The organism is Pseudomonas sp. RA_15y_Pfl2_54, from assembly GCF_963971015.1.
GTDB classification, from domain to species: Bacteria; Pseudomonadota; Gammaproteobacteria; order Pseudomonadales; family Pseudomonadaceae; genus Aquipseudomonas; species Aquipseudomonas baetica_A.
The window spans coordinates 71977-94676 of sequence record NZ_CAXAPN010000002.1; the positions used below are offsets into that span (position 1 = coordinate 71977).

The following is a 22700-nucleotide window of genomic DNA, read 5'->3' on the forward strand; positions in this document are numbered from 1 at the left end:
ATGTACAAACTTGAAGTCCAAGACCTGCATAAACGCTATGGCAGTCACGAAGTGCTCAAGGGCGTGTCCCTGAAAGCGGCAGCCGGCGATGTGATCAGCATCATCGGCTCCAGTGGCTCCGGCAAAAGTACTTTCCTGCGTTGCATCAACCTGCTTGAGCAGCCGCACGCGGGCAAGATTCTGCTCAACAACGAAGAGCTGAAACTGGTCGCGAACAAGGACGGCGCGCTGAAAGCCGCTGATCCAAAGCAACTGCAGCGTATGCGTTCGCGTCTGTCGATGGTGTTCCAGCATTTCAACCTGTGGTCGCACATGACCGCGCTGGAAAACATCATGGAAGCGCCGGTGCATGTGCTGGGCATGTCCAAGGCCGAAGCCCGCGAGAAAGCCGAGCATTACCTGAACAAGGTCGGCGTGGCCCATCGTAAGGATGCGTTCCCGGGGCACATGTCCGGTGGCGAGCAGCAGCGTGTGGCGATTGCTCGTGCGCTGGCGATGGAACCGGAAGTGATGCTGTTCGACGAACCGACCTCGGCGCTCGACCCGGAACTGGTAGGCGACGTGCTCAAAGTCATGCAGGCGCTGGCTCAGGAAGGCCGCACCATGGTGGTGGTCACCCACGAAATGGGCTTTGCCCGTGAAGTGTCGAACCAGTTGGTATTCCTCCACAAAGGTGTCGTGGAAGAAAGCGGCGATCCGCGTGAAGTGCTGGTCAATCCGCAATCGGAACGTCTGCAACAGTTCCTCTCGGGTAGCCTCAAGTAATCGCTCCCGTTATGCACCCAATTAGGTCATGCTTCGCGACCTGAAAACTTGCTCGGCCCCCTGTGGGAACGGGTTTGCTCGCGAAAGCGGTGTATCAGTCGACATCATTGGTGTCTGATCTACCGCATTCGCGAGCAAGCCCGCTCCCACAATGGATCTGCGACAGTTTCGATTTCGGGCTAGCATTGGCCCTTGCCTTCATCACCGTTCTTCGTTTCGGATTGCCCGCCCATGACTGCCCATCGAATTGGTTTCCTGATTTGGCCCAGCACTAAAGCGTTGACGCTGGCGCTGGCGGAGGAGGCCTTGCGTGTTGCTCAGCGTGTGCACCCGGACGTGGTCTACGAGTTGACGTTCTTGCAGGCCGAGCTTCCCGCCGAAGGTGCCTGGCAATTGCCCGGCGAGCCATGGGCCGGCAAGCTCGAAAACTTCCAGAAACTGTTTCTGCTCGCCGATGAGCCACCGACGTCTTTGGCGCCGGCTCTGAGCAGTGCACTGAAACAACTGGTGCGGGCTGGCTGTGTGATCGCAGGTCTGTCGGCCGGCGTGTATCCGTTGGCGCAACTCGGTTTGCTCGACGGTTACCGCGCTGCCGTCCACTGGCGCTGGCAGGACGATTTTGCTGAGCGTTTTCCTAAAGTCATCGCGACCAGCCATCTGTTCGACTGGGACCGTGATCGCTTGACCGCGTGTGGCGGCCTGTCGGTGCTCGACTTGTTGCTGGCAGTGCTGGCGCGTGATCACGGTGCAGAGCTGGCCGGTGCGGTGTCCGAAGAACTGGTGGTGGAGCGCATCCGCGAGGGCGGCGAGCGTCAGCGCATTCCGTTGCAGAACCGTCTGGGCTCCAGCCATCCGAAGCTCACCCAGGCGGTGTTGCTGATGGAAGCCAATATCGAAGAGCCGCTGACCACCGACGAAATTGCCCAGCATGTGTGCGTATCCCGTCGGCAGTTGGAGCGGATCTTCAAGCAATACCTCAATCGTGTGCCGAGCCAGTACTACCTGGAACTGCGCCTGAACAAGGCCCGGCAAATGTTGATGCAAACCAGCAAGTCGATCATTCAGATCGGTCTGTCGTGCGGCTTCTCCTCGGGGCCGCACTTCTCCAGCGCTTATCGCAACTTCTTCGGTGCCACGCCGCGAGAAGATCGCAACCAGCGGCGAAGCAGCAGCCCGTTCGAATTGTCGTCGGTGCCGCCCGAGCGCGGCTGAGCCGCGTCGGGTTGGCGACTATTGTTAATTCTCCGATTGCGGCGAGGTCGCAAACGTCGAAGACGATGAGCTCGTGTCATCCCCCACGGTGATCTGCTGGCGCCAGCGCGGTTCATTCAGCCTGGCTGCGCGCAATTGTGCATAGTCTTCAAGCCGTCTGCGGGCCAGCCCCGACAACGGATTACCATCGAAGTTGAAGTGGGCGATCAACTGACGATCACCACGCAGTATTTCAATCGACAACTCGGTGATCGCGTTATCCGAAAGGTCGGCGTGGCTCAGTGTGATGGAGTCGAACAGTGCCGGCCACGTCTCGGTGAGTCCGGTATTACTCAGATCCAGGCGGGTCAGTTGCTTCATGCGGCTGATGTCGGGCGCGCGTCCTAGGGGATTGTTGCTTAAGTCCAGGCTGTCGATTTCTTCCAGAGTCCCCAGCGCATTCGCAGTGTCTTCTGTCAGACGGATGCTGCACTCGGGCAGATTCAGCAGCTTGAGTTTCTTCATGCTTAAAACCTCGGCGGGAATGCTCTCGAGTTCAAACCCCCGCATCTTAAGACTCAGCAGGTTAGGGAAGCGGGCGAGCAAGCCTTCGGTTCGCGGCGCAACGGTAGCCGTGCTGGTCAGATCCAGTTCAAGCACATGCCCGAAGTCCGCGGCCAAGGCAGGCGGGTCTCCGATGAACGACAGGTCGAGGGTCAGGCTGGACGCGGACTGAATTGCGGATGATTTGCGACGCCAGGCATTTTCCAGGCTTTCCTTGAATTTCATCCTTTTGGATTGCTCTTGCAGCCGCGCTTGCGGTTCCAGCGATTGGCGGGTGACGGGGTCAAGCAACTGCGCGTTCATCCAGTGCTCAAGGTCGTTGTTGAGGGTCGTCAGTTCGGTCTCTCGACGTGCCAGTTCAACGCGTCCATCCGCCAATGTGCCGGGCAGGCGGTAAATCAGATCGCTGGCTTGGGTCTGCGAAAAATGTGGATACAACGCTTGTACCCGTTCGACATCGGCCTGTTCGGCCAGTACGAAAAAATGCCTGCCGGTACGTTGGTAATAGGCTTTGATCTGATCGCGCGTCTTTGCAGACATCGGGTTGTCGTCCAGAGCGATGCCATTGCTGACCGGGTCGGGGAGGTTGTAGAGCGCCTCCGGCAACTCGGTGATGCGGTTATCGTTCAACAACACGGTGTTGAGGTCGGCAATCTCCGTCAGGCCGGCCGGGACGCTGCCGATACCGGTTTCGGACAGGTCGAGGTAAGTCAGCGCCTTGAGCGGCGAAACGTCAGGCACCACACCCAGTGGATTTTTATACAGATCGAGCATCGTCAGCCGGCGCATGCCTGAAAGCATGGCTTGCGCCTGGGCGTCAAAGACCACACCACAGTTGCTAAGCGCCAGGGTCAGCAGCGAGGGCATCCTGTTCAGCGCCTGAGGCCAGCGGCGCAGGGCAATATCGCGCATTTCCAGTCCCGACAAACCAGGGAAACAGTTCAGGAACGCGTCCGGGACGTTTTGCGTTGATTTGCCCTGCAAGGACAATTGTTTGACATGGCTGAAGTCAGCCGACAGGGCGGGCAGATCACCGGTGAAGGGCAGTTCGGCAGTGAACGTATTGGAGCGCAGCTCAAGTTTGTCTGCGCGGCGCTGGCGCCAGAACTGCTGAAGATCGTTGCTGAACTCTTGTCTGGCTTCGCGCTCGGTTGCCACCTCGGTGGTACTGAGTGGCTGGCCAGTCTCGGGGTCGCTTGCCGCAATGGCCTCGGTCCAGGCATTGAGGTCGCGATCCATTTGGGCCATTTCGCTTTCCCAGCGCAAAAGCTGGGCTCGACCGTCGTCCAGCGAGCCCGGCAGTTTGTAGATCATATGGTTGGCGTCTTCGTCTTCCAACTCCGGAAACAAGGCGCGCGCGCGGCCGATGTCAGCACGATCGGCCTGCACGCCAAGGTCGCATCCTTGTTGGTTGTAGAACGTCTTGATGCGATCACGACTGGCGTCCGACAAAGGGTTGTCATACAGATCGACGCCGTCAGCCAGATCGGCGTCGATTTGAAAAAACGCTTCGGGTAATTCGGTGATGCGGTTGCTTTCGAGCAGAACTGATTTCAGGTTGGGATGTGCTTCGAGACCATTTGGCAGTTGGGTCAGGCTGCAGTTGGACAAGCGAATGTCATTCAATTTTGGCATCGCCGCGATATCCGGTGCCAGCGTCAACGGGTTGTTGCTCAGGTCCAGACGTTCAAGGTCGCTCAGTGAGATCAGTGTGTTTTGCCCCTCGGGGGTCAACGTGAGCTGGCAATGGTTCAGCGTCAGATCCTTCAGTTCCTGCATGCGACCAACGGGCGCGGGGAATTGCTCCATGGTGAGGTCGCGCATCTCAAGCGATTGCACTCTGGGAAACAGATCAAGGAACGGTTCGATTCCACGCAAGGCAGGATTGCCCTTGAGGTGCAGGTTCGAGACGTGGCTGAAGTCTGTCGTGAGCACGGGCATGTCACCGATGAATGGCAGGCCCGAGGAAAAAGAATCGTCACGCATTCCGGACAGGGTCAAGCGATGACGCCAGAAGTTCTCAAGCTTTTGCCCGAACGCCTTGCGGTATGCGTACTCGTTGAGCAATTCGATGGCCGTCAGGGCTTCACCGGTGACGGGATGGAGGGAGGGAACCTTAGGCGCCCACGTGGCGAGATTGGCTGTCAGCGTGGTGAGCTCGGTTTGCCAGCGACCGAGTTGATCATGACTATCGACCAGGGTGCCGGGCAAGTCGTAGATCATGTCACTGGCTTCCTGCGCATCCAGTTGTGGAAACAGTTCCCGAGCCACGGCAATGTCAGCCGGATCGGCCTGCACATCGAAGTCTTGCCCCGTCTTGCGGTAATAGATTTTGATCCGTTCGCGAGTCGCGGCTGATAGAGGGTTGTCGGCAAAATCCATCCCGTCGCTGCGATTGGGGGGCAGTTCGAAAATGGCCTCGGGCAGTTCGGTGATGAGGTTGTCGCTGAAGATCATCGTGCGCAGATTCGGGTGATCGATGACGCCGTCCGGGACGGTGGACAAGCCAGCGTTGCTCACATCGATATAAGTCAGGTTGGGCAGCAGATTCAGGTCGGGCAGTGTGCCCAGCGGATTGTTGCCCAGCTCCAGTGTTTCCAGGCTGCTCATGGTGCAAAGAGCTGCCTGGTTTTCCGGGGTCAGCACCACCGCACAATTCTTCAGCTCCAGCGTGGTCAGGCGAGGAAAACCGATGATCGAACTGGACGCCGGTTCCAGATCGAAATCAAACAGATGCAGCGCTTCCAGGTTCCGGAAACGATGCAGAAATGGCGTCAGCGCTGAAACGTCTTTATTGCCGGTCAGGCTCAGTTTGGAGACGTGGCTGAAGTCGGCATCCAGCGTTGGCAGATCGCCGATGAAGTCCAGATTCGCCTCCAGGTACCAGCTTCTGAGCGTGGGCTGGTGTGGGGTTCTGCTGCCCCAGAATTGCTCCAGCGCCTGAGCGAATCGCTCGCGGTGCATCAGTTCGCTGGATTGCTCGTTCAGGTTCAGCGGTTGGCCGGTCGTGGGGTCGTTTTCGGGAATGTTTCGGCTCCATTGCGCAAGGCCATCCTTCATCTGTCTGAATTCGACTTCCCATTGGGTCAGTTGCGCCCGACCTTGAGCCAGCGTTCCGGGCAGTTGATAGAACACGTCGGTAGCCTGCGCAGGCTCGAGTGCCGCAAACAGGTTGATCGTGCGGTTGATGTCGACTTCTTCAGGCACTACCCCGAAGTGCTTTGTGGTGCGCTGGTAATGGGTTTTCACGCGTTCTCGCGAGGCGGCGCTCAGCGGGTTGTCGGCGAAATTGAAGCCGTCGCTGAGCATGCTGTTGAGTGTGAATAAGGCGTCCGGCACTTCGGTGATCAGGTTGCTGGCGAATTTACCGCTGACCAATCGTGGGTGGCTCAGCAGATTGGCTGGCGCCTCCGTGATACCGGTATTGGTCAGGTTGAGTAAACGCAGCGAGGTCATTGGCTGGATATCGAGGTGCAGCCCTAGCGGGTTGTCCTGCAGATCGAGAACGGACAGGTCTGACAATGAAGCCAGTAAAACCTGATCGCCAGCGCCGAGGCGCAGGTTGCAATTGCGCAGGATCAGTTGCCGCAGCACCGGCATCGAGGTGAGGGCGGACGGCAGATTTGGCAGGTTGGCGTTTTGCACATCCAGATACATCAATGTGGGGAAACGCTGCAAGAACTGATCGACACCGCGGGTACTTCTGATGCCATTGATCGCCAGAGAGGTGACGTGGCTGAAGTCAGCATCCAGCACAGGAAGCTCGCCAATGATCGGGTCAGTGATCTGCATCAGGTAACCGGCCGGTCCGCGCGTTTGCTTGCGCCAGCACCGCTCGATCCCGCGTCTGAGGGTCGAACGGCTTTGCAGGGCGGCTCTGCGCTGAATCGGTGTCAACGCCAGACCTGTCTGCGGGTCGTGCGACGGCACATCGAACTGCCAGCGACGCAGATCGTCGCTGAGCCTGATGTACTCGCGGTGAAGTCGCGAGAGCTCGCCTCGCACACCACCCGCGCCTCGCTGGTGCTCGAAAATAAACATCTGCACTTCGGCTGGCGATTCGTTCGGATAGACCTCAAGTATCCGCTCAGCGAGCGTTCGCGCTTGCGCACTGCGTGTTGGTGGATGACTTTCAACACCGACCAGGCGCAACGTATCGATAACGGGCTCCGGTAGCGGTGGTTGTGCAATCGCAACCCGCAGTTCGCTGCGCGCCATCGGATTCGCTCGAATCGCTTGCTTCAATTTACCTACGTCGCTGATTTGCAGGTTCAACGCCCGGCGATCGGCATCCGGCAAGGCGTGGAGCAGGCTTGAATAGAAATCGGTGGCCGAATGCAGCTCCTGAGCGCGTTCATCGTAGGGCTGATAGTTGCCATCGCTTTTTCGCACGAGGATTTTCTGCGCGGGGGCATCGCTGCGGCCGGTGCTGTCGAGTATCGGCCCTTCGTAGTACCCGTCGCGGATTTCGATACGTACATCGCCGCTCCAGCCAGGTAACAGTTTGAGGCTGTGCAGTGCCAGGGTGTCAGAATCCGGGTTGTTGACGGAATCGAGCTCCAGCCCTTCATAGGCGCGGGTGACACGCACTTCCTGACGGGCCAGTTGCATGAGTTGCTGCTGACGCGCCGGCACTTGCCCTTCGCTGATGGCCAGCAGTTCGTCACTGGTGGTCGTGGCGAGTAATTCGCGGGTGACGGCGGCCGGTAGCGCCGGATCGTGCTGGAGCAGGGGCTGCGCCAGTGGATCGTCGCTGTGCTGCAGCGCCTGATAGCGCGCCTCGAACATGACGCTGCGTTGTTGCATGGCGAGCTGGGCCAGTTGCTTGCGAAGCATCTGGCTGCGTACGTCCAGTGGCGGCGTCGGGCCGGAAAACTCCATGCCCAGCAGGGCTTTGCCTTGCGCCTCGTCGAGGGCATAAAACAGGCTTTTGAGCAGGTCGTCGCCGATCAGGCTGGCTTGATGCAACTCGGTCAGCGGCAAGCGCTCGTCACTGGAGGATTGCCAGATGAGTTCGCCTTGTTTATCCAGCAAACGCAGGCGTTTGCCGGCAGGCCAGCGACCCTGCTCGGTCAACAGTTGCAACTGCATGACCGGGTCGGCGCGCAGGTATTGCTCGGGCGCATCGCTGCTCAGATAGTCGTTAAAACGTTGCAGTTGCTGATCGATCTTGAAGCGCTGGATGCTGTCGGCCAGCAGCGGCGGCAGTTTTTCCTGTTCGACATGCATTTTGCGCAGGGCGCCTTCGTTGACCCCGCTGACCTGAAGAATCGTTTCGCGTTCGAGTGGGGAAAACGACTCGACCAAGGGGCCGATCCGGCGCAACGCCGTGGGCTTGTCCCATTCCAGTGGTTGTTCGAGTTCCGTGTGCCAGGCGCCGTCGCCGTTGTGTCGCAACAGCGGCTGGTAAGCATCGGGACGGGTCGGGTGTTCGATCCGGTACTGGCCGGGGATTGTGCTTTCGCTCACGGCAAAATGGGCGTTTTCGAGCGGCAACAGATGTTTGCCCTGATGCTCGTGCAGGCCCAGTTGATTAGGCGTGGAGTCGGCGTCAGGAGCGCTCTCCTGTTGATAGCGACCGAGATCAGGATCCCAGTAACGGACTTGTTCGTTGGTCATTTTGACCGTTTTGAAACGGTCGATGAAGGCGACGATTTCTTTGGGCAAAATCTTGGGAAGCTCGGCCACGGCAATGTTCCCGCCGACTGCAAACAACCCCAACTGGATCAGCGATTCGAGGGTGCTCATCAAGTGTTCGAACGCTTCGGTGGTGCGCCCCTGTGCCCATTCGATGATGCCTTCGAAGGCCTCGTTGAGAAACTGATAAGCCATGTACGCCATCATCGCTTCGCCCAGCACGGGCACGAACGGCGCAACGACCAGCGCTGCGGTCTGTACGATCGTCGAAATGATATTGACCACCGAATCCCAGAAGGCCCAGCGGGCTTTCTGGTCGACCGAAGCGGTCGGCACGGCGATGAAACGGGCGTCATTGAGGATCTTGTTGAGTTTCGCCTGATAGAGGTGTTGCCACAGGTCGTCGTGGAACGGGATGAATGCCGTCTCCAGATTGGGGCGCTCGACCGGGGACGCCCGCCAGGCGGGTTCAGAGCTCCCTTTCTCGCTTGGGTGCCATTTGATTTTGCTCAGGCGGTCATTGAGGCCGGAGAAGAAAAAACCGCGGTGTTCGTGATTCACGAACCGGCTGAAAAAGTGCTGGTAATCCTTTGAGCGCAACTGTCGGGTCAATTCAATGACCATCTCGAGCGCCGAGGCATATTCCTTGAACGGGTGCTCGGGGTCTTCCGGGACATAGGCCACCACTTGGGCGTTTTTTCGCGCCTCCTCCAGGCTGGGGGCAAACACGACGATACCGGTAAGCGTGGCGCCCATCATCGTCACGTCATGACGCACCACGGGCACGCTGTTGATTCGTATGCCTTGCAGCCCGTCGAGCATCGCGTCGATCAGGCGAAAAGAACTTTGCGAAATGTCACGGTTCATCAGTGCCATTTGCAGCGCTGCGCGCATCGCGGCTTTTTCACTTGCATCAATCTTCTGGCGCAGCGACGTTGCCACTGCCGGATCGGAGAAGCCCAGGTGGGCTTCCAGATGGGTTTTGTATTGCGCGCCGATATCCAGTTCCCGGCACAGTTTTGTAAAGTTCGCGATGCTCAGTTTGGCCTTGATTGACGGCAGGGTATCGAACTGGCCGGTGGATGAGGGCTGGGTGATGTAAGTCGAATCGGCTTCGAAGGCCTTGTTGCGGGTTTCCTTTTCTTCGAAGTTATGCAGCGCGGCATCCAGCAGCGAGACCGTCCAGGTCCGAGCGCCGGTACTGATCGGGAACCAGGGCGTGGTTGCGGGGATATACAGGCGCAGGAACGTTTTGCGCACATCCACATCCAGGTCGAAGCGGCTTTTCAGCGCTTGCTTGAGCAAGGGTTCGGCGAAGGCACTGGCGTCCTGCAAATGTTCCAGTTGCGTGTCGACCTCGCTTTGCGCCGTCCAGTGTTCGGCGTTGAGGGCTTTGAGTCTCTGATGCTGCGCGGTCGATACCGCCTGCAGTGTGAGGGTTTGTGACGGCTGGACTTTTTTCAGGGCCTGGCGTCGGGTGGGGGAGACGTTGGCAAGCCAGTCGGGCAGGGCGTTCTTCAAGTGCTGATAGTGATCATCGGGGTGTTGCGGGTCGGTCGTGTCGGTTCTAGCTGTGGGGTGCTGTCCTTGAGGCAAATGCATGTGCCGTTCCTTGGCCGTTGAAAAGAGCGACAGCAAATCAGGAAGTGGCGATCCAGGTGCGGTACATATTTATCGCTTGGACGTGAGGCTGAGTTGATATTCTCCCGCGTCTGCCGCAATCGGCAGCGCCAGTTTAAACTGCGCCTTTGCGACGCTATTTGTCGCATTGCCGTAAACCCGGGAAAAACCGGGGTTTGCGCTATAAGAAGTTGTCGCTTGGCGGCAAGGCCGGGCTGAAAACTGTCCTTACAATCCCCCCATCGCTCGCCAGTTTCAGGCGGGTGGCCCTCATCAGGAGACTCCGATGTCCGTTGAGCACGCTGCGGTACAACGCGCCGATTTCGACCAGGTTATGGTTCCCAACTACGCGCCTGCCGCTTTCATTCCGGTGCGTGGCGCCGGTTCCCGCGTCTGGGATCAGGCCGGCCGCGAGCTGATCGACTTCGCCGGCGGCATCGCCGTCAACGTATTGGGCCACGCGCACCCAGCGCTGGTCGGTGCCTTGACCGAGCAAGCGAACAAGCTGTGGCACGTTTCGAACGTGTTCACTAACGAGCCGGCCCTGCGTCTGGCGCACAAGCTGATCGACGCAACTTTCGCCGAGCGTGTGTTCTTCTGCAACTCCGGCGCCGAAGCCAACGAGGCCGCCTTCAAGCTGGCCCGTCGCGTCGCGTTCGACCGTTTCGGCACTGAGAAATACGAGATCATCGCCGCGCTGAACAGCTTCCACGGTCGCACCCTGTTCACCGTGAATGTGGGTGGCCAGTCGAAGTATTCCGACGGTTTTGGCCCGAAAATCACCGGTATCACCCACGTTCCCTACAACGATCTGGCGGCGCTCAAAGCGGCCGTTTCCGACAAGACCTGCGCGGTCGTGCTCGAACCGATCCAGGGCGAGGGCGGCGTGCTGCCGGCCGAACTGGCTTACCTGCAAGGTGCCCGCGAACTGTGCGATGCGAACAACGCGCTGCTGGTGTTCGATGAAGTGCAGACCGGCATGGGCCGCAGCGGCAAGCTGTTTGCCTACCAGCATTACGGCGTGACCCCGGATATCCTGACCAGCGCGAAGAGCCTGGGCGGCGGTTTCCCGATCGCGGCGATGCTGACCACCGAAGCGCTGGCCAAACATCTGGTCGTCGGCACCCATGGCACCACCTACGGCGGCAACCCGCTGGCGTGCGCGGTTGCTGAAGCGGTGATCGACGTGATCAACACCCCTGAAGTGCTGAGCGGCGTCAATGCCAAGCACGACAAGTTCAAAACCCGTCTTGAGCAAATTGGCGAGAAGTACGGCCTGTTCACTCAGGTGCGTGGCCTCGGCTTGCTGATCGGTTGCGTGCTGAGTGACGCCTGGAAAGGCAAGGCCAAAGACATCTTCAACGCCGCTGAAAAAGAAGGCCTGATGATTCTGCAAGCAGGTCCCGACGTGATCCGTTTCGCCCCGAGCCTGGTGGTCGAGGACGCTGATATCGATGCCGGTCTGGACCGCTTCGAGCGTGCCGCTGCAACACTGACGCAAGCTTGATACACCTTTCGACGCCTGAGCGGTTCAGGCGTCGAACCCAATTTTTGATACCGGGCAATATCAAATGTGGGAGCGGGCAAGCCCGCTCCAACAATGTTCGGTGTTTTTTCTGTGATTTTTATAAGAGAAAGGAGTGACACCATGCTGGTGATGCGCCCCGCGCAAATGGCTGATCTGGGCGAGGTACAGCGTCTGGCTGCGGACAGTCCGATTGGTGTCACTTCCTTGCCGGATGACGTGGAACGTCTGAGCGACAAGATCGCGGCGAGCGAAGCCTCGTTCGCCGCCGAAGTGAGCTTCAACGGTGAAGAGAGTTATTTCTTCGTCCTTGAAGACTCCACCACCGGCAAACTGGTCGGCTGCTCGGCGATCGTTGCTTCGGCCGGTTATTCGGAACCGTTTTACAGCTTTCGCAACGAGACCTTCGTCCACGCCTCCCGCGAGCTGAAGATCCACAACAAGATCCATGTGCTTTCACAGTGCCACGACCTGACCGGCAATAGCTTGCTGACCAGTTTCTACGTGCAGCGTGAGTTGGTGGGTTCGCCGTGGGCCGAACTCAATTCCCGTGGTCGTCTGCTGTTCGTCGCCAGCCACCCGGAGCGGTTCGCCGATTCGGTGGTGACCGAGATCGTCGGTTACAGCGATGAGCATGGCGACTCGCCGTTCTGGGACGCCATCGGTCGCAACTTCTTCGACCTCAACTACGCCGAAGCCGAGCGCCTGTGCGGGTTGAAAAGCCGTACGTTCCTCGCCGAGCTGATGCCGCATTACCCGATCTATGTGCCGTTGCTGCCGGACTCCGCCCAAGAGGCGATGGGTCAGGTACACCCGCGTGCGCAGATCACCTTCGACATCCTGATGCGCGAAGGCTTCGAGACCGATCACTACATCGACATTTTCGACGGCGGCCCGACCCTGCATGCGCGTGTGTCGGGGATCCGTTCGATCGCCCAGAGCCGTGTGGTGCCGGTGAAGATCGGCGAGCCGGTCAAAGGTGCCGGTCGCCAGTATCTGGTGGCCAACGCCCAGTTGCAGGATTACCGCGCCGTGTTGCTTGAGCTGGACTACGCGCCGGGCAAACCGGTGACGCTTGATCTGGAAGCGGCCGAGGCCTTGGGCGTCGGTGAAGGTGCCAGCGTGCGCCTGGTGGCGGTTTAACGCCTTAGCGAGTTTTACGGGTGGCGAAGGCGGCCCGTTTGAGGAGATAGCATGATTGTTCGTCCCGTACGCAGCAGCGATTTATCCGCGCTGATCGACCTGGCCCGCAGCACCGGCACTGGCCTGACCACGTTGCCGGCCAACGAAGAGCGCCTGACCCATCGGGTCGACTGGGCTGAAAAGACCTTTCGCGGCGAAGCCGGCCGTGGCGATGCGGATTACCTGTTCGTGCTTGAAGACGACGACGGCCGCGTGGTGGGTATTTCCGCCATTGCCGGCGCGGTCGGTCTGCGTGAGCCCTGGTACAACTTCCGTGTCGGCCTGACCGTCAGCGCTTCGCAAGAGTTGAACATCTATCGCGAGATCCCGACGCTGTTCCTGGCCAACGACCTGACCGGCAACTCCGAGCTGTGCTCACTGTTCCTGCACGCCGATTACCGTAACGGTCTCAATGGTCGCATGCTGTCGAAGGCGCGGATGCTGTTCATCGCCGAGTTCCCGGAACTGTTCGGCAACAAGATCATCGCCGAGATGCGCGGTGTGTCGGATGACGCTGGCCGTTCGCCGTTCTGGGAAAGTCTGGGTCGGCACTTCTTCAAGATGGAGTTCAGCCAGGCCGATTACCTGACCGGTGTCGGCAACAAGGCGTTCATCGCTGAACTGATGCCGAAATTCCCGCTGTACACCTGCTTCCTGTCGCCTGATGCACGCAATGTCATCGGCCAGGTCCATCCGGACACCGAGCCGGCGCTGGCGATGCTCAAGAGCGAAGGGTTCAGTTATCAGGGTTACGTCGACATCTTTGACGCCGGTCCGGCCATCGAATGCGAAACCAGCAAGATCCGCGCGGTGCGAGACAGCGAGGCGCTGGTACTGGCGGTCGGTACGCCGGGCGACGATGCCACGCCGTTCATCATCCATAACCGCAAACGCGAAGACTGCCGCATCACGGCTGCGCCGGCACGTCTGGCTGCGGGCACGCTGGTGGTCGATCCACACACCGCCAAACGTCTTCAACTCAACGCGGGCGACCAAGTGCGCGCCGTGGCGTTGTCTGCTGCTCGGGAGTCGAAATAATGAATTCGCTATACATCGCAGGTGAATGGCTGGCCGGTCAGGGCGAAGCTTTTCAGTCACTGAACCCGGTGACCCAGCAAGTGCTGTGGTCGGGGGAGGGCGCCACTGCTGCGCAGGTCGAGTCGGCCGTGCAGGCGGCGCGTCAGGCTTTTCCGGGTTGGGCACGGCGCACGCTGCAAGAGCGCATCAGCGTGCTCGAAGCCTTTGCTGCTGCACTGAAGCACCACAGCGACGAACTGGCCCGCACCATCGGTGAGGAAACCGGCAAACCACTGTGGGAAGCCGCCACCGAAGTCACCAGCATGGTCAACAAGATCGCGATCTCGGTGCAGAGCTACCGCGAACGTACCGGCGAGAAGAGCGGCCCGTTGGGCGACGCCACCGCCGTGCTGCGCCACAAGCCTCACGGCGTGGTTGCCGTGTTCGGGCCTTACAACTTCCCTGGTCACTTGCCCAACGGTCACATCGTGCCGGCGTTGCTGGCCGGTAACAGCGTGCTGTTCAAGCCCAGCGAGCTGACCCCGAAAGTTGCCGAGCTGACGGTCAAGTGCTGGATCGAAGCCGGGTTGCCGGCCGGCGTCCTGAACCTGCTGCAAGGCGCTCGTGAAACCGGCATTGCGCTGGCGGCGAACCCGGGCATCGACGGTCTGTTCTTCACCGGCTCGAGCCGTACCGGCAACCACTTGCACCAGCAATTTGCCGGGCGTCCGGACAAGATTCTGGCGCTGGAAATGGGGGGCAACAACCCGCTGGTGGTGGATCAGGTCGCTGACCTCGACGCGGCGGTGTACACGATCATTCAATCGGCCTTCATCTCGGCGGGCCAGCGTTGCACCTGCGCTCGTCGTCTGCTGGTGCCACAAGGCGCGTGGGGCGACAGCCTGCTCAAGCGTCTGGTTGAGGTCAGCTCGACCATTGAAGTCGGTGCGTTCGATCAGCAACCGGCACCGTTCATGGGGTCAGTGATTTCCCTTGGCGCGGCGAAAGCGTTGATGGATGCCCAAGCGCATTTACTGGCCAATGGCGCCGTGTCACTGCTGGACATGACGCAGCCGCAGGCGCAAGCCGCGTTGCTGACCCCCGGCATTATTGATGTGACCGCAGTGGCCGAGCGTCCGGACGAAGAACTGTTCGGCCCGTTGCTGCAAGTGATCCGCTACAGCGATTTCGCCGCAGCGATCAGTGAGGCCAACGACACCGCTTACGGCTTGGCCGCCGGTCTGTTGTCGGATTCCGAAGATCGTTATCAGCAATTCTGGCTGGAAAGCCGCGCCGGCATCGTCAACTGGAACAAGCAATTGACGGGGGCTGCGAGCAGCGCGCCGTTTGGCGGTGTGGGGGCCTCGGGCAACCATCGCGCCAGTGCCTACTACGCGGCGGATTATTGCGCGTACCCGGTGGCGTCGCTGGAAACACCGAGCCTGGTGTTGCCTGCATCGCTTACACCCGGCGTAAAGATGGCGTGATGCCCATCGTTAGCAGGTGGCACTCAAAGTGGAATGCATTTCCCTGTGGGAACCAGCCTGCTGGCGATAGCCGCGCCTCGGTCACAAAGAATAGTTACTGAAGCCTATAACAACAGATTCTCGTGGAGCCTCGCTGATGAAATCCTATGAAGTCAATTTCGACGGTCTAGTGGGGCCGACCCATAACTACGGCGGTCTGTCCTACGGCAACGTTGCGTCCCAGAGCAACAGCCAGCAGTCCTCGAACCCGAAGGAAGCGGCGCTGCAAGGCCTGGCGAAAATGAAAGCGCTGATGGAAATGGGCTTTCAGCAAGGCGTGCTGGCGCCGCAGGAACGTCCGGACGTGGCCGCTCTGCGCCGTCTGGGTTTCAGTGGCAGCGACGCGCAAGTGATCGAGCGCGCGGCCAAAGAGGCCATGCCTTTGCTGGTCGCCAGTTGCTCGGCGTCGAGCATGTGGGTGGCCAACGCTGCGACGGTCAGCCCGAGTGCCGACACCGCTGACGGCCGTGTGCATTTCACCGCCGCTAACCTCAACTGCAAATACCACCGCAGCATCGAGCACCCGACCACGAGCCGCGTGCTCGGCGCGATGTTCGCCAATCAGCAACACTTCGCCCATCACGCTGCGCTGCCAGCGGTGGCGCAGTTTGGTGACGAAGGCGCGGCCAACCACACGCGTTTCTGCCGTGAGTACGGCGAGGCCGGTGTCGAGTTCTTCGTGTTCGGTCGCAGTGCCTTCGACAACCGTTTCCCGGCGCCGCAAAAATACCCGGCCCGGCAGACCCTCGAAGCGTCGCAAGCGGTAGCGCGTCTGCACGGTCTGCGGGACGAAGGCGTGGTTTACGCACAGCAGAATCCGAACGTGATCGATCAGGGCGTGTTCCACAACGACGTGATTGCCGTGGGCAATGGCGAGGTGTTGTTCTATCACGAGGACGCGTTCCTCGACACCGATCAGATGCTGGCCGAGTTGCAAGGCAAACTGGCCAGGGTTGGCGGCAATTTCCAGTCGATCTGTGTGCCGCGTTCGGCGGTCACCGTCGACGACGCCGTGCGTTCGTACCTGTTCAACAGCCAGTTGTTGTCGCGCCCTGACGGCTCGATGCTGTTGATCGTGCCGCAAGAGTGCCAGGCCAACGAGCGCGTGTGGGCTTACTTGCAAAGCCTGACCAGCTCCGGCGGTCTGATCCGCGAAGTGAAGGTCTTCGACCTCAAGCAGAGCATGCAGAATGGGGGCGGTCCGGCGTGCCTGCGCTTGCGTGTTGCACTGAATGAAACCGAGCTGGCGGCGGTCAACCCAGGGGTTATCATGACGGCCCCGTTGTACGGTTCGTTGACCGCATGGATTGAAAAGCACTACCGCGACCGCCTGAGCGAAACCGATCTGGCGGACCCGCAATTGCTGCTTGAATGCCGGACGGCACTGGATGAACTCACGCAAATCCTTAAACTGGGCGCGGTTTATCCATTCCAGATCAATTGATGGCCGGCGCGCCGCTTGAACGCGGCGTGCGGTTCGTCTCCCCAAGAGAGTAAAAACATGAGCGATTCCCTGCAGCTGATCCTTGAAGACACCGACGGCACGCAACTGCAAACCTCGTGCACCCGCGTCGCGGTCATGTGGCAAGGCAAAGAGCTGTGGATCCAGCAGGATGGCCGTGGCCAACTGCTGATCGGCGTCGACGTTGAAGAAGGTGATGCCGAGTACGCCAACCTGCTGCTGCGCCCATTGGCGACTAATCTGGTAAGTCTGCAACTGGAAATGGAACCGGCCGACGTTGGCGGCGACGAAGACCACGTGCACGGCCCGGATTGCAACCACGACCACTAAGGAAACCGCTCTATGCTCGCCCTCGGCAAACTGCTTGAACTGACCCTCGCCGGCCGCGAACCGGCGGAGAAGACTCAACTGACTGTCGAAGGCGTGCGGATGCGCTGGTTGAGCGAAGGTGCGCTGGAGGTCCGGCCACCGCAAGCGCTTGACAATGGCCTGGACCTGCTGCTGTCGGCAGGCATCCACGGCAACGAAACCGCACCGATCGAGCTGCTGGATCGGCTGCTGCATGACATCGCTCGCGGCGATCTGAAGCCGCGCGCACGCATTCTGTTCCTGTTCGGCAACACTGAGGCGATTCGCAAAGGCGAGCGTTTCATCGAGCAGGACGTCAATCGGCTGTTCAACGGTCGTCACGAACAAAGCAGCGGCTCTGAAGCGCTGCGTGCCTGTGAACTTGAGCGGTTGGCGGCGAGTTTCTTCAGCCTGCCGGATCGCCAGCGCTTGCACTATGACCTGCACACGGCCATTCGCGGCTCGAAGATCGAGCAATTCGCCCTGTATCCGTGGAAGGAAGGACGCCAGCATTCGCGTAGAGAGCTGGCGCGCTTGCGTGCTGCGGGCATGGAAGCGGTGCTGTTGCAGAATAAACCGTCGATCGTGTTCAGCGCATATACCTACGACAAACTCGGCGCCGAGGCTTTTACGCTGGAATTGGGCAAGGCGCGGCCCTTCGGGCAGAACGAAGGGGTTGATGTCTCGCGGCTGGAAACCCGTCTGAAGCAGATCATTGAAGGCAATGAGTCAGATCTGGCGCAGGAGGGCTTGGATGGCTTGCAACTGTTCAGCGTGGCGCGGGAAATCATCAAGCACAGCGATGCGTTCCGCCTGAACCTGCCGCAGGACATCGAGAACTTTTCCCAGTTGGAAGTCGGTTATGTACTGGCCGAGGACTTGGCCAATACCCGCTGGATCATCGAGGAAGAAGGCGCGCGGATCATCTTTCCCAATCCCAAGGTCAAGAACGGCTTGCGAGCGGGCATCCTGATCGTGCCGGCCACCGACGAAACCCTGGCCTGAAACAATTTGGGGGATCAACACCTATCTCCTGTGGGAGCGAGCAAGCCCGCTCCCACATTTGGATCTGAGTGAGGTCTGAGACCTCACTCGGTGCAGATATCAGACAGCGACCGCACGGGGCTCACTGCGACGCAACACCCGAACCTTCTGCAGCGTATCGGCACACGTTTTCGCCGCTTCCTGACCTTTGTGCACAAAGTGCTCGAAGAAGAACTTTTGATGTTCTTCACCGGCATGGAAATGATGCGGGGTCAGGGACACGGAGAATATCGGCACTTCGGTTTCCAGTTGCACCTGCATCAGGCCGCTGACCACCGACTGGGCGACGAACTCGTGACGATAGATGCCGCCGTCCACTACCAGGGCTGCCGCGACGATGCCGGCATAACGACCGGTCTTGGCCAGTAGCTTGGCATGCAGGGGCATTTCAAAGGCACCGCCGACTTCGAAGAAGTCGATGTCCGATTCCTGATAACCCTGAACGAGCATTTCGGCGACGAAGCCTTTACGGCTCTGGTCGACGATTTCCTTGTGCCAGCAGGCCTGGATGAACGCGACGCGCTCGCCATGAGGGTGTTTGCTTTTGCTGTCGATAGCGGTGGGTTGCATGTTCTGACTCCTGTTTGTGTGAAAAACAGGGCGTTATGAATCGAAGGGGATTCAAGGGTACGCACGAACGCAGAAGCGCGCGGACGGCTCTTGGGTGTCAATCCCGTTCTCTCTTCATCCGGACTATGACCGTCGGCCCCGGAATCACACCGGGTCTGCTGACCTTGTCGTCGATCACAGCCATTGCCATGCCCGTCGCCAAGCGCTCGCGGGCTATGCGCATTGCGCGCAATTACCGCCGGTGGGGAATTGCACCCCGCCCTGAGAACGTTTTCGCCACCCTTTCTCGGGCGGCGCAGCGTTTTTAACACAGATTTTGTGTCTGTGCATTGCGCCTTTCAGATGATTGTTATCGATTTTTTTGAATGCTTGTGAGGCGTTTTTCTGCGCCAAGGGTTGATTAATCGGCGCGATGACCGCAGTAATTCACCTTCGTAAAGGGATTTCCCCTGCTGACTTGAGGCCAGGTTCATGAGCGTTATCGATCTTCGCAGCGACACCGTCACCCAACCGACTCCCGCCATGCTCGACGCCATGACCGGCGCCGCCACCGGTGACGACGTGTACGGCGAAGACCCGACGGTCAATCGTCTGGAAACCGAACTGGCAAAACGCCTGGGTTTCGCCGGCGCGTTGTTCGTGCCAACCGGCACCATGAGCAATCTGTTGGGATTGATGGCGCATTGCGAGCGCGGTGACGAGTACATCGTTGGCCAACAGGCGCACACCTATAAGTACGAAGGCGGTGGCGCCGCGGTGCTCGGTTCGATCCAGCCGCAGCCGCTGGAAGTACAGGCCGATGGTTCGCTGGATCTTGATCAGGTGGCCGCCGCGATCAAACCCGACGACTTCCACTTCGCCCGGACTCGTCTGCTGGCACTGGAAAACACCATGCAAGGCAAAGTGTTGCCACTCGATTATCTGGCCAGCGCCCAACGCTTCACTCAAGATCACGGCCTTCAATTGCACTTGGACGGCGCGCGGTTGTACAACGCTGCGGTCAAGCTCGGGGTCGATGCCCGGGAAATCACTCGGTATTTCGATTCGGTATCGGTGTGTCTGTCCAAAGGGTTGGGGGCGCCGATCGGTTCGGTGCTTTGCGGCTCTGAGCAACTGATCGGCAAGGCTCGTCGTCTGCGTAAAATGGTCGGCGGCGGCATGCGTCAGGCCGGATTACTGGCGGCGGCGGGTTTGTACGCGCTGGATCACAACGTTGAGCGTCTGGCGGATGACCATGCCAATGCTCAACGGCTTGCTGAAGGGCTGCGTGAGGCAGGTTTTAGCGTCGAACCAGTACAGACCAACATGGTTTATGTGCAAATGGGCGACAAAGCCCTGGCGATCAAGGCGTTTGCTGCCGAGCGCGGGATCAAGTTGAGTGCCGCCGCGCGTCTGCGGATGGTCACGCACATGGACGTCAATCGCTCGCAAATCGAGCAAGTGATCGCGACATTCGTCGAGTTTTCGCGCAAGTGACAGCGTTAGCCGTCCAATTGACCGTTTCTATCGTATAAACACGCTGTACCCCGCGCGCAGGGCCGATATAATGCGGCCCTTTGCCGTCGCTTCGTCTGTTGACGTTTCGAACAGGCCTTTGGCCGCAGCCTCCGTGGAAGAACCTAATGAAAAGCGCAGAAATCCGTGAAGCCTTCCTTCGCTTCTTCGAAGAGCAAGGCCACACCCGTGTAGCCTCCAGCTCTTTGATTCCGGGCAACGACCCAACCCTGCTGTTCACTAACGCGGGGATGAACCAGTTCAAGGACTGCTTCCTGGGCCAGGAAAAGCGCGCGTACACCCGCGCTGTTTCCAGCCAGAAGTGCGTGCGCGCCGGCGGCAAGCACAACGACCTGGAAAACGTCGGTTATACCGCCCGTCACCACACGTTTTTCGAAATGCTGGGTAACTTCAGCTTTGGTGACTATTTCAAGCGTGATGCGATCACCTATGCCTGGAACTTCCTGACGTCCGACAAGTGGCTGAACCTGCCGAAGGAAAAACTGTGGGTCACCGTCTACGCCAGCGATGACGAGGCGTACGACATCTGGACCAAGGAAATCGGCGTTCCGGCCGAGCGCATGGTGCGCATTGGCGACAACAAGGGCGCACCGTACGCTTCGGACAACTTCTGGACCATGGGCGATACCGGCCCTTGCGGTCCTTGCACCGAGATTTTCTACGATCACGGCGCCGACATCTGGGGCGGCCCACCAGGCTCGCCTGAAGAAGACGGCGACCGTTACATCGAAATCTGGAACAACGTGTTCATGCAGTTCAACCGCACCGCCGATGGGGTGTTGCACCCACTGCCAGCGCCGTCGGTCGACACCGGCATGGGTCTGGAGCGGATCAGTGCCGTGCTGCAGCACGTTCACTCGAACTATGAAATCGACCTGTTCCAGAGCCTGCTGGCCGCGTCGGCCAAGGCCATCGGTTGCACCAACGACAATCAGGCATCCCTGAAAGTCGTGGCTGACCACATTCGCTCCTGCGGCTTCCTGATTGCCGACGGCGTGCTGCCGTCCAACGAAGGCCGCGGTTATGTGCTGCGTCGGATCATTCGTCGTGCTTGCCGTCACGGCAACAAACTCGGCGCCAAGGGCAGTTTCTTCTACCAGATCGTTGCCGCACTCGTGGCCGAGATGGGCGAAGCCTTCCCTGAGCTGAAATCCCAGCAGGCGCACATCGAGCGCGTGTTGAAAGCCGAGGAAGAGCAGTTCGCCAAGACCCTGGAACAAGGTCTGAAAATCCTCGAGCAGGATCTGGCTGACCTCAAAGGCGACGTGGTGCCGGGCGATGTAGTGTTCAAACTTTACGACACCTACGGTTTTCCGATGGATTTGACTGGCGACATCGCTCGCGAGCGCAGCCTGACCATCGACGAAGAAGGTTTCGAGCGCGAGATGGAAGCCCAGCGCGTGCGTGCGCGTTCCGCCAGCTCCTTCGGTATGGACTACAACAGCCTGGTCAAGGTTGATGTGGATACCGAGTTCACCGGTTATCACAACACCAGCGGTTCGGCGAAAGTTGTGGCTTTGTACAAAGACGGTCAGTCCGTCGACGTTTTGAGTGAAGGCCAAGAGGGCGTCGTGGTGCTGAACCAGACCCCGTTCTACGCTGAGTCCGGCGGCCAGATCGGCGATTGTGGTTATCTGCAAGCGGGTAGCAGCCGTTTTGATGTGCGCGACACCACCAAAACCGGCGGTGCTTTCCTGCACCACGGTGTGCTGGCCTCGGGCAGCCTGATCGTTGGCGCACCGGTGCAAACCCATGTCGAAGCCGAGGTGCGTCACGCCACTTCGCTGAACCACTCGGCCACGCACTTGCTGCACGCAGCACTGCGCAAGGTGCTGGGCGATCACGTTCAACAGAAAGGCTCGCTGGTCGACAGTCAGCGTCTGCGCTTCGACTTTAGCCACTTCGAAGCCATCAAGCCTGAACAGTTGAAAGCGCTGGAAGACATTGTCAACGCCGAGATTCGCAAGAACTCCGCCGTTGAAACCGAAGAAACCGACATCGAGACCGCCAAGAAGAAAGGCGCCATGGCGCTGTTTGGCGAGAAGTACGGCGACAACGTGCGGGTGCTGAGCATGGGCGGCGACTTCTCCGTCGAACTGTGCGGCGGTATCCACGCCAACCGTACCGGGGACATTGGCCTGCTGAAAATCATCAGCGAAGGCGGTGTGGCATCGGGCGTGCGTCGTATCGAGGCCGTCACGGGTGCTGCGGCACTGGCTTACTTGAGCGCCGCGGAAGAACAACTCAAGGAAGCGGCCAGCCTGGTCAAGGGCGGTCGCGACAACCTGATCGACAAACTGTCGGCTGTGCTGGAGCGCAACCGTCTGCTGGAGAAACAACTCGAGCAGTTGCAGGCCAAGGCGGCCAGCGCTGCGGGCGACGATCTGTCGGCCTCGGCACTGGATGTCAAAGGTGTGAAGGTTCTGGCTGCACGCCTGGATGGTCAGGATGGCAAGGCGCTGCTGGCGCTGGTCGATCAACTGAAAAACAAACTCGGCCGCGCAGTGATCCTGCTCGGCAGTGTCCATGAGGAAAAGGTCGTTCTGGTTGCAGGCGTAACCAAAGACCTGACTGGCCAACTCAAAGCCGGTGATTTGATGAAACAGGCTGCTGCGGCAGTGGGCGGGAAGGGCGGTGGTCGTCCGGACATGGCGCAGGGCGGCGGTGTCGACGCCGGCGCGCTGGATGGCGCACTGGCGTTGACCGTTCCATTCGTCGAGCAGGGTTTATAAGG

At 59.6% G+C, this 22700-nt stretch carries 13 protein-coding genes and 1 riboswitch; of the genes, 11 read left to right on the plus strand and 2 right to left on the minus strand.

All coding sequences use genetic code 11. The features are described 5' to 3' along the window. Complete coding sequence (locus AACY50_RS01870) at window positions 1-765, plus strand: ABC transporter ATP-binding protein (RefSeq protein WP_221734282.1); 765 nt, start codon at window positions 1-3, stop codon at window positions 763-765. 231 nt (window positions 766-996) lie between these two features. After that, window positions 997-1977 carry a transcriptional regulator ArgR gene (gene argR / locus AACY50_RS01875; protein ID WP_339507815.1) on the plus strand — a complete coding sequence of 327 codons (981 nt, stop codon included), beginning with the start codon at window positions 997-999 and terminating at the stop codon, window positions 1975-1977. A gap of 24 nt (window positions 1978-2001) precedes the next feature. Here the strand turns inward: argR and AACY50_RS01880 are convergent, their stop codons facing one another. After that, window positions 2002-9759, minus strand: a complete 7758-nt coding sequence (locus tag AACY50_RS01880; RefSeq protein ID WP_339538087.1) for a dermonecrotic toxin domain-containing protein — start codon at window positions 9757-9759, stop codon at window positions 2002-2004. A gap of 304 nt (window positions 9760-10063) precedes the next feature. Between AACY50_RS01880 and AACY50_RS01885 the strand changes: the two genes are divergently transcribed. The 7 genes from AACY50_RS01885 to astE all read left to right on the plus strand — a co-directional run bounded on the left by AACY50_RS01885 (window position 10064) and on the right by astE (window position 17842). Beyond that, window positions 10064-11284 (plus strand): aspartate aminotransferase family protein, encoded by a 1221-nt coding sequence (locus AACY50_RS01885; protein ID WP_339495992.1) that lies wholly within the window; start codon window positions 10064-10066, stop codon window positions 11282-11284. Between the two features lie 141 nt (window positions 11285-11425). Next, window positions 11426-12445, plus strand: a complete 1020-nt coding sequence (gene aruF, locus AACY50_RS01890; protein WP_339430880.1) for an arginine/ornithine succinyltransferase subunit alpha — start codon at window positions 11426-11428, stop codon at window positions 12443-12445. 51 nt (window positions 12446-12496) lie between these two features. Further along, window positions 12497-13522, plus strand: coding sequence for an arginine N-succinyltransferase (gene astA, locus AACY50_RS01895; protein WP_339430879.1), 1026 nt, complete (start codon window positions 12497-12499; stop codon window positions 13520-13522). Next, window positions 13519-14988 (plus strand): succinylglutamate-semialdehyde dehydrogenase, encoded by a 1470-nt coding sequence (gene astD / locus AACY50_RS01900; protein WP_339431014.1) that lies wholly within the window; start codon window positions 13519-13521, stop codon window positions 14986-14988. Before astA ends, astD begins: the two co-directional genes overlap by 4 nt. A gap of 136 nt (window positions 14989-15124) precedes the next feature. Continuing rightward, complete coding sequence (gene astB, locus AACY50_RS01905; RefSeq protein WP_339507813.1) at window positions 15125-16471, plus strand: N-succinylarginine dihydrolase; 1347 nt, start codon at window positions 15125-15127, stop codon at window positions 16469-16471. 57 nt (window positions 16472-16528) lie between these two features. Then, complete coding sequence (locus tag AACY50_RS01910) at window positions 16529-16819, plus strand: topoisomerase II (RefSeq protein WP_339430877.1); 291 nt, start codon at window positions 16529-16531, stop codon at window positions 16817-16819. Window positions 16820-16831: 12 nt separating this feature from the next. Beyond that, window positions 16832-17842 (plus strand): succinylglutamate desuccinylase, encoded by a 1011-nt coding sequence (gene astE / locus AACY50_RS01915; RefSeq protein WP_339430876.1) that lies wholly within the window; start codon window positions 16832-16834, stop codon window positions 17840-17842. Window positions 17843-17941: 99 nt separating this feature from the next. Here the strand turns inward: astE and AACY50_RS01920 are convergent, their stop codons facing one another. Then, window positions 17942-18451, minus strand: coding sequence for a 6,7-dimethyl-8-ribityllumazine synthase (locus tag AACY50_RS01920; protein WP_339430875.1), 510 nt, complete (start codon window positions 18449-18451; stop codon window positions 17942-17944). A 101-nt stretch (window positions 18452-18552) separates the two neighbouring features. Then, window positions 18553-18724: riboswitch (FMN riboswitch) on the minus strand. A gap of 198 nt (window positions 18725-18922) precedes the next feature. Between AACY50_RS01920 and ltaE the strand changes: the two genes are divergently transcribed. Both ltaE and alaS read left to right on the plus strand, forming a co-directional pair. Continuing rightward, a complete protein-coding gene (ltaE, locus tag AACY50_RS01925; RefSeq protein ID WP_339430874.1) occupies window positions 18923-19927 on the plus strand; it encodes a low-specificity L-threonine aldolase in 1005 nt (334 codons plus the stop codon). A 146-nt stretch (window positions 19928-20073) separates the two neighbouring features. Further along, complete coding sequence (gene alaS / locus AACY50_RS01930) at window positions 20074-22698, plus strand: alanine--tRNA ligase (RefSeq protein ID WP_339430873.1); 2625 nt, start codon at window positions 20074-20076, stop codon at window positions 22696-22698. The last annotated feature ends 2 nt before the right edge of the window (window positions 22699-22700 follow it).

Bases quoted from the DNA above. Each gene is read 5' to 3' on its own strand.
- AACY50_RS01870 (WP_221734282.1), top strand. From the start codon at position 1: ATGTACAAACTTGAAGTCCAAGACCTGCATAAACGCTATGGCAGTCAC.
- argR (WP_339507815.1), top strand. From the start codon at position 997: ATGACTGCCCATCGAATTGGTTTCCTGATTTGGCCCAGCACTAAAGCG.
- AACY50_RS01880 (WP_339538087.1), bottom strand. From the start codon at position 9,759: ATGCATTTGCCTCAAGGACAGCACCCCACAGCTAGAACCGACACGACC.
- AACY50_RS01885 (WP_339495992.1), top strand. From the start codon at position 10,064: ATGTCCGTTGAGCACGCTGCGGTACAACGCGCCGATTTCGACCAGGTT.
- aruF (WP_339430880.1), top strand. From the start codon at position 11,426: ATGCTGGTGATGCGCCCCGCGCAAATGGCTGATCTGGGCGAGGTACAG.
- astA (WP_339430879.1), top strand. From the start codon at position 12,497: ATGATTGTTCGTCCCGTACGCAGCAGCGATTTATCCGCGCTGATCGAC.
- astB (WP_339507813.1), top strand. From the start codon at position 15,125: ATGAAATCCTATGAAGTCAATTTCGACGGTCTAGTGGGGCCGACCCAT.
- AACY50_RS01910 (WP_339430877.1), top strand. From the start codon at position 16,529: ATGAGCGATTCCCTGCAGCTGATCCTTGAAGACACCGACGGCACGCAA.
- astE (WP_339430876.1), top strand. From the start codon at position 16,832: ATGCTCGCCCTCGGCAAACTGCTTGAACTGACCCTCGCCGGCCGCGAA.
- AACY50_RS01920 (WP_339430875.1), bottom strand. From the start codon at position 18,451: ATGCAACCCACCGCTATCGACAGCAAAAGCAAACACCCTCATGGCGAG.
- ltaE (WP_339430874.1), top strand. From the start codon at position 18,923: ATGAGCGTTATCGATCTTCGCAGCGACACCGTCACCCAACCGACTCCC.
- alaS (WP_339430873.1), top strand. From the start codon at position 20,074: ATGAAAAGCGCAGAAATCCGTGAAGCCTTCCTTCGCTTCTTCGAAGAG.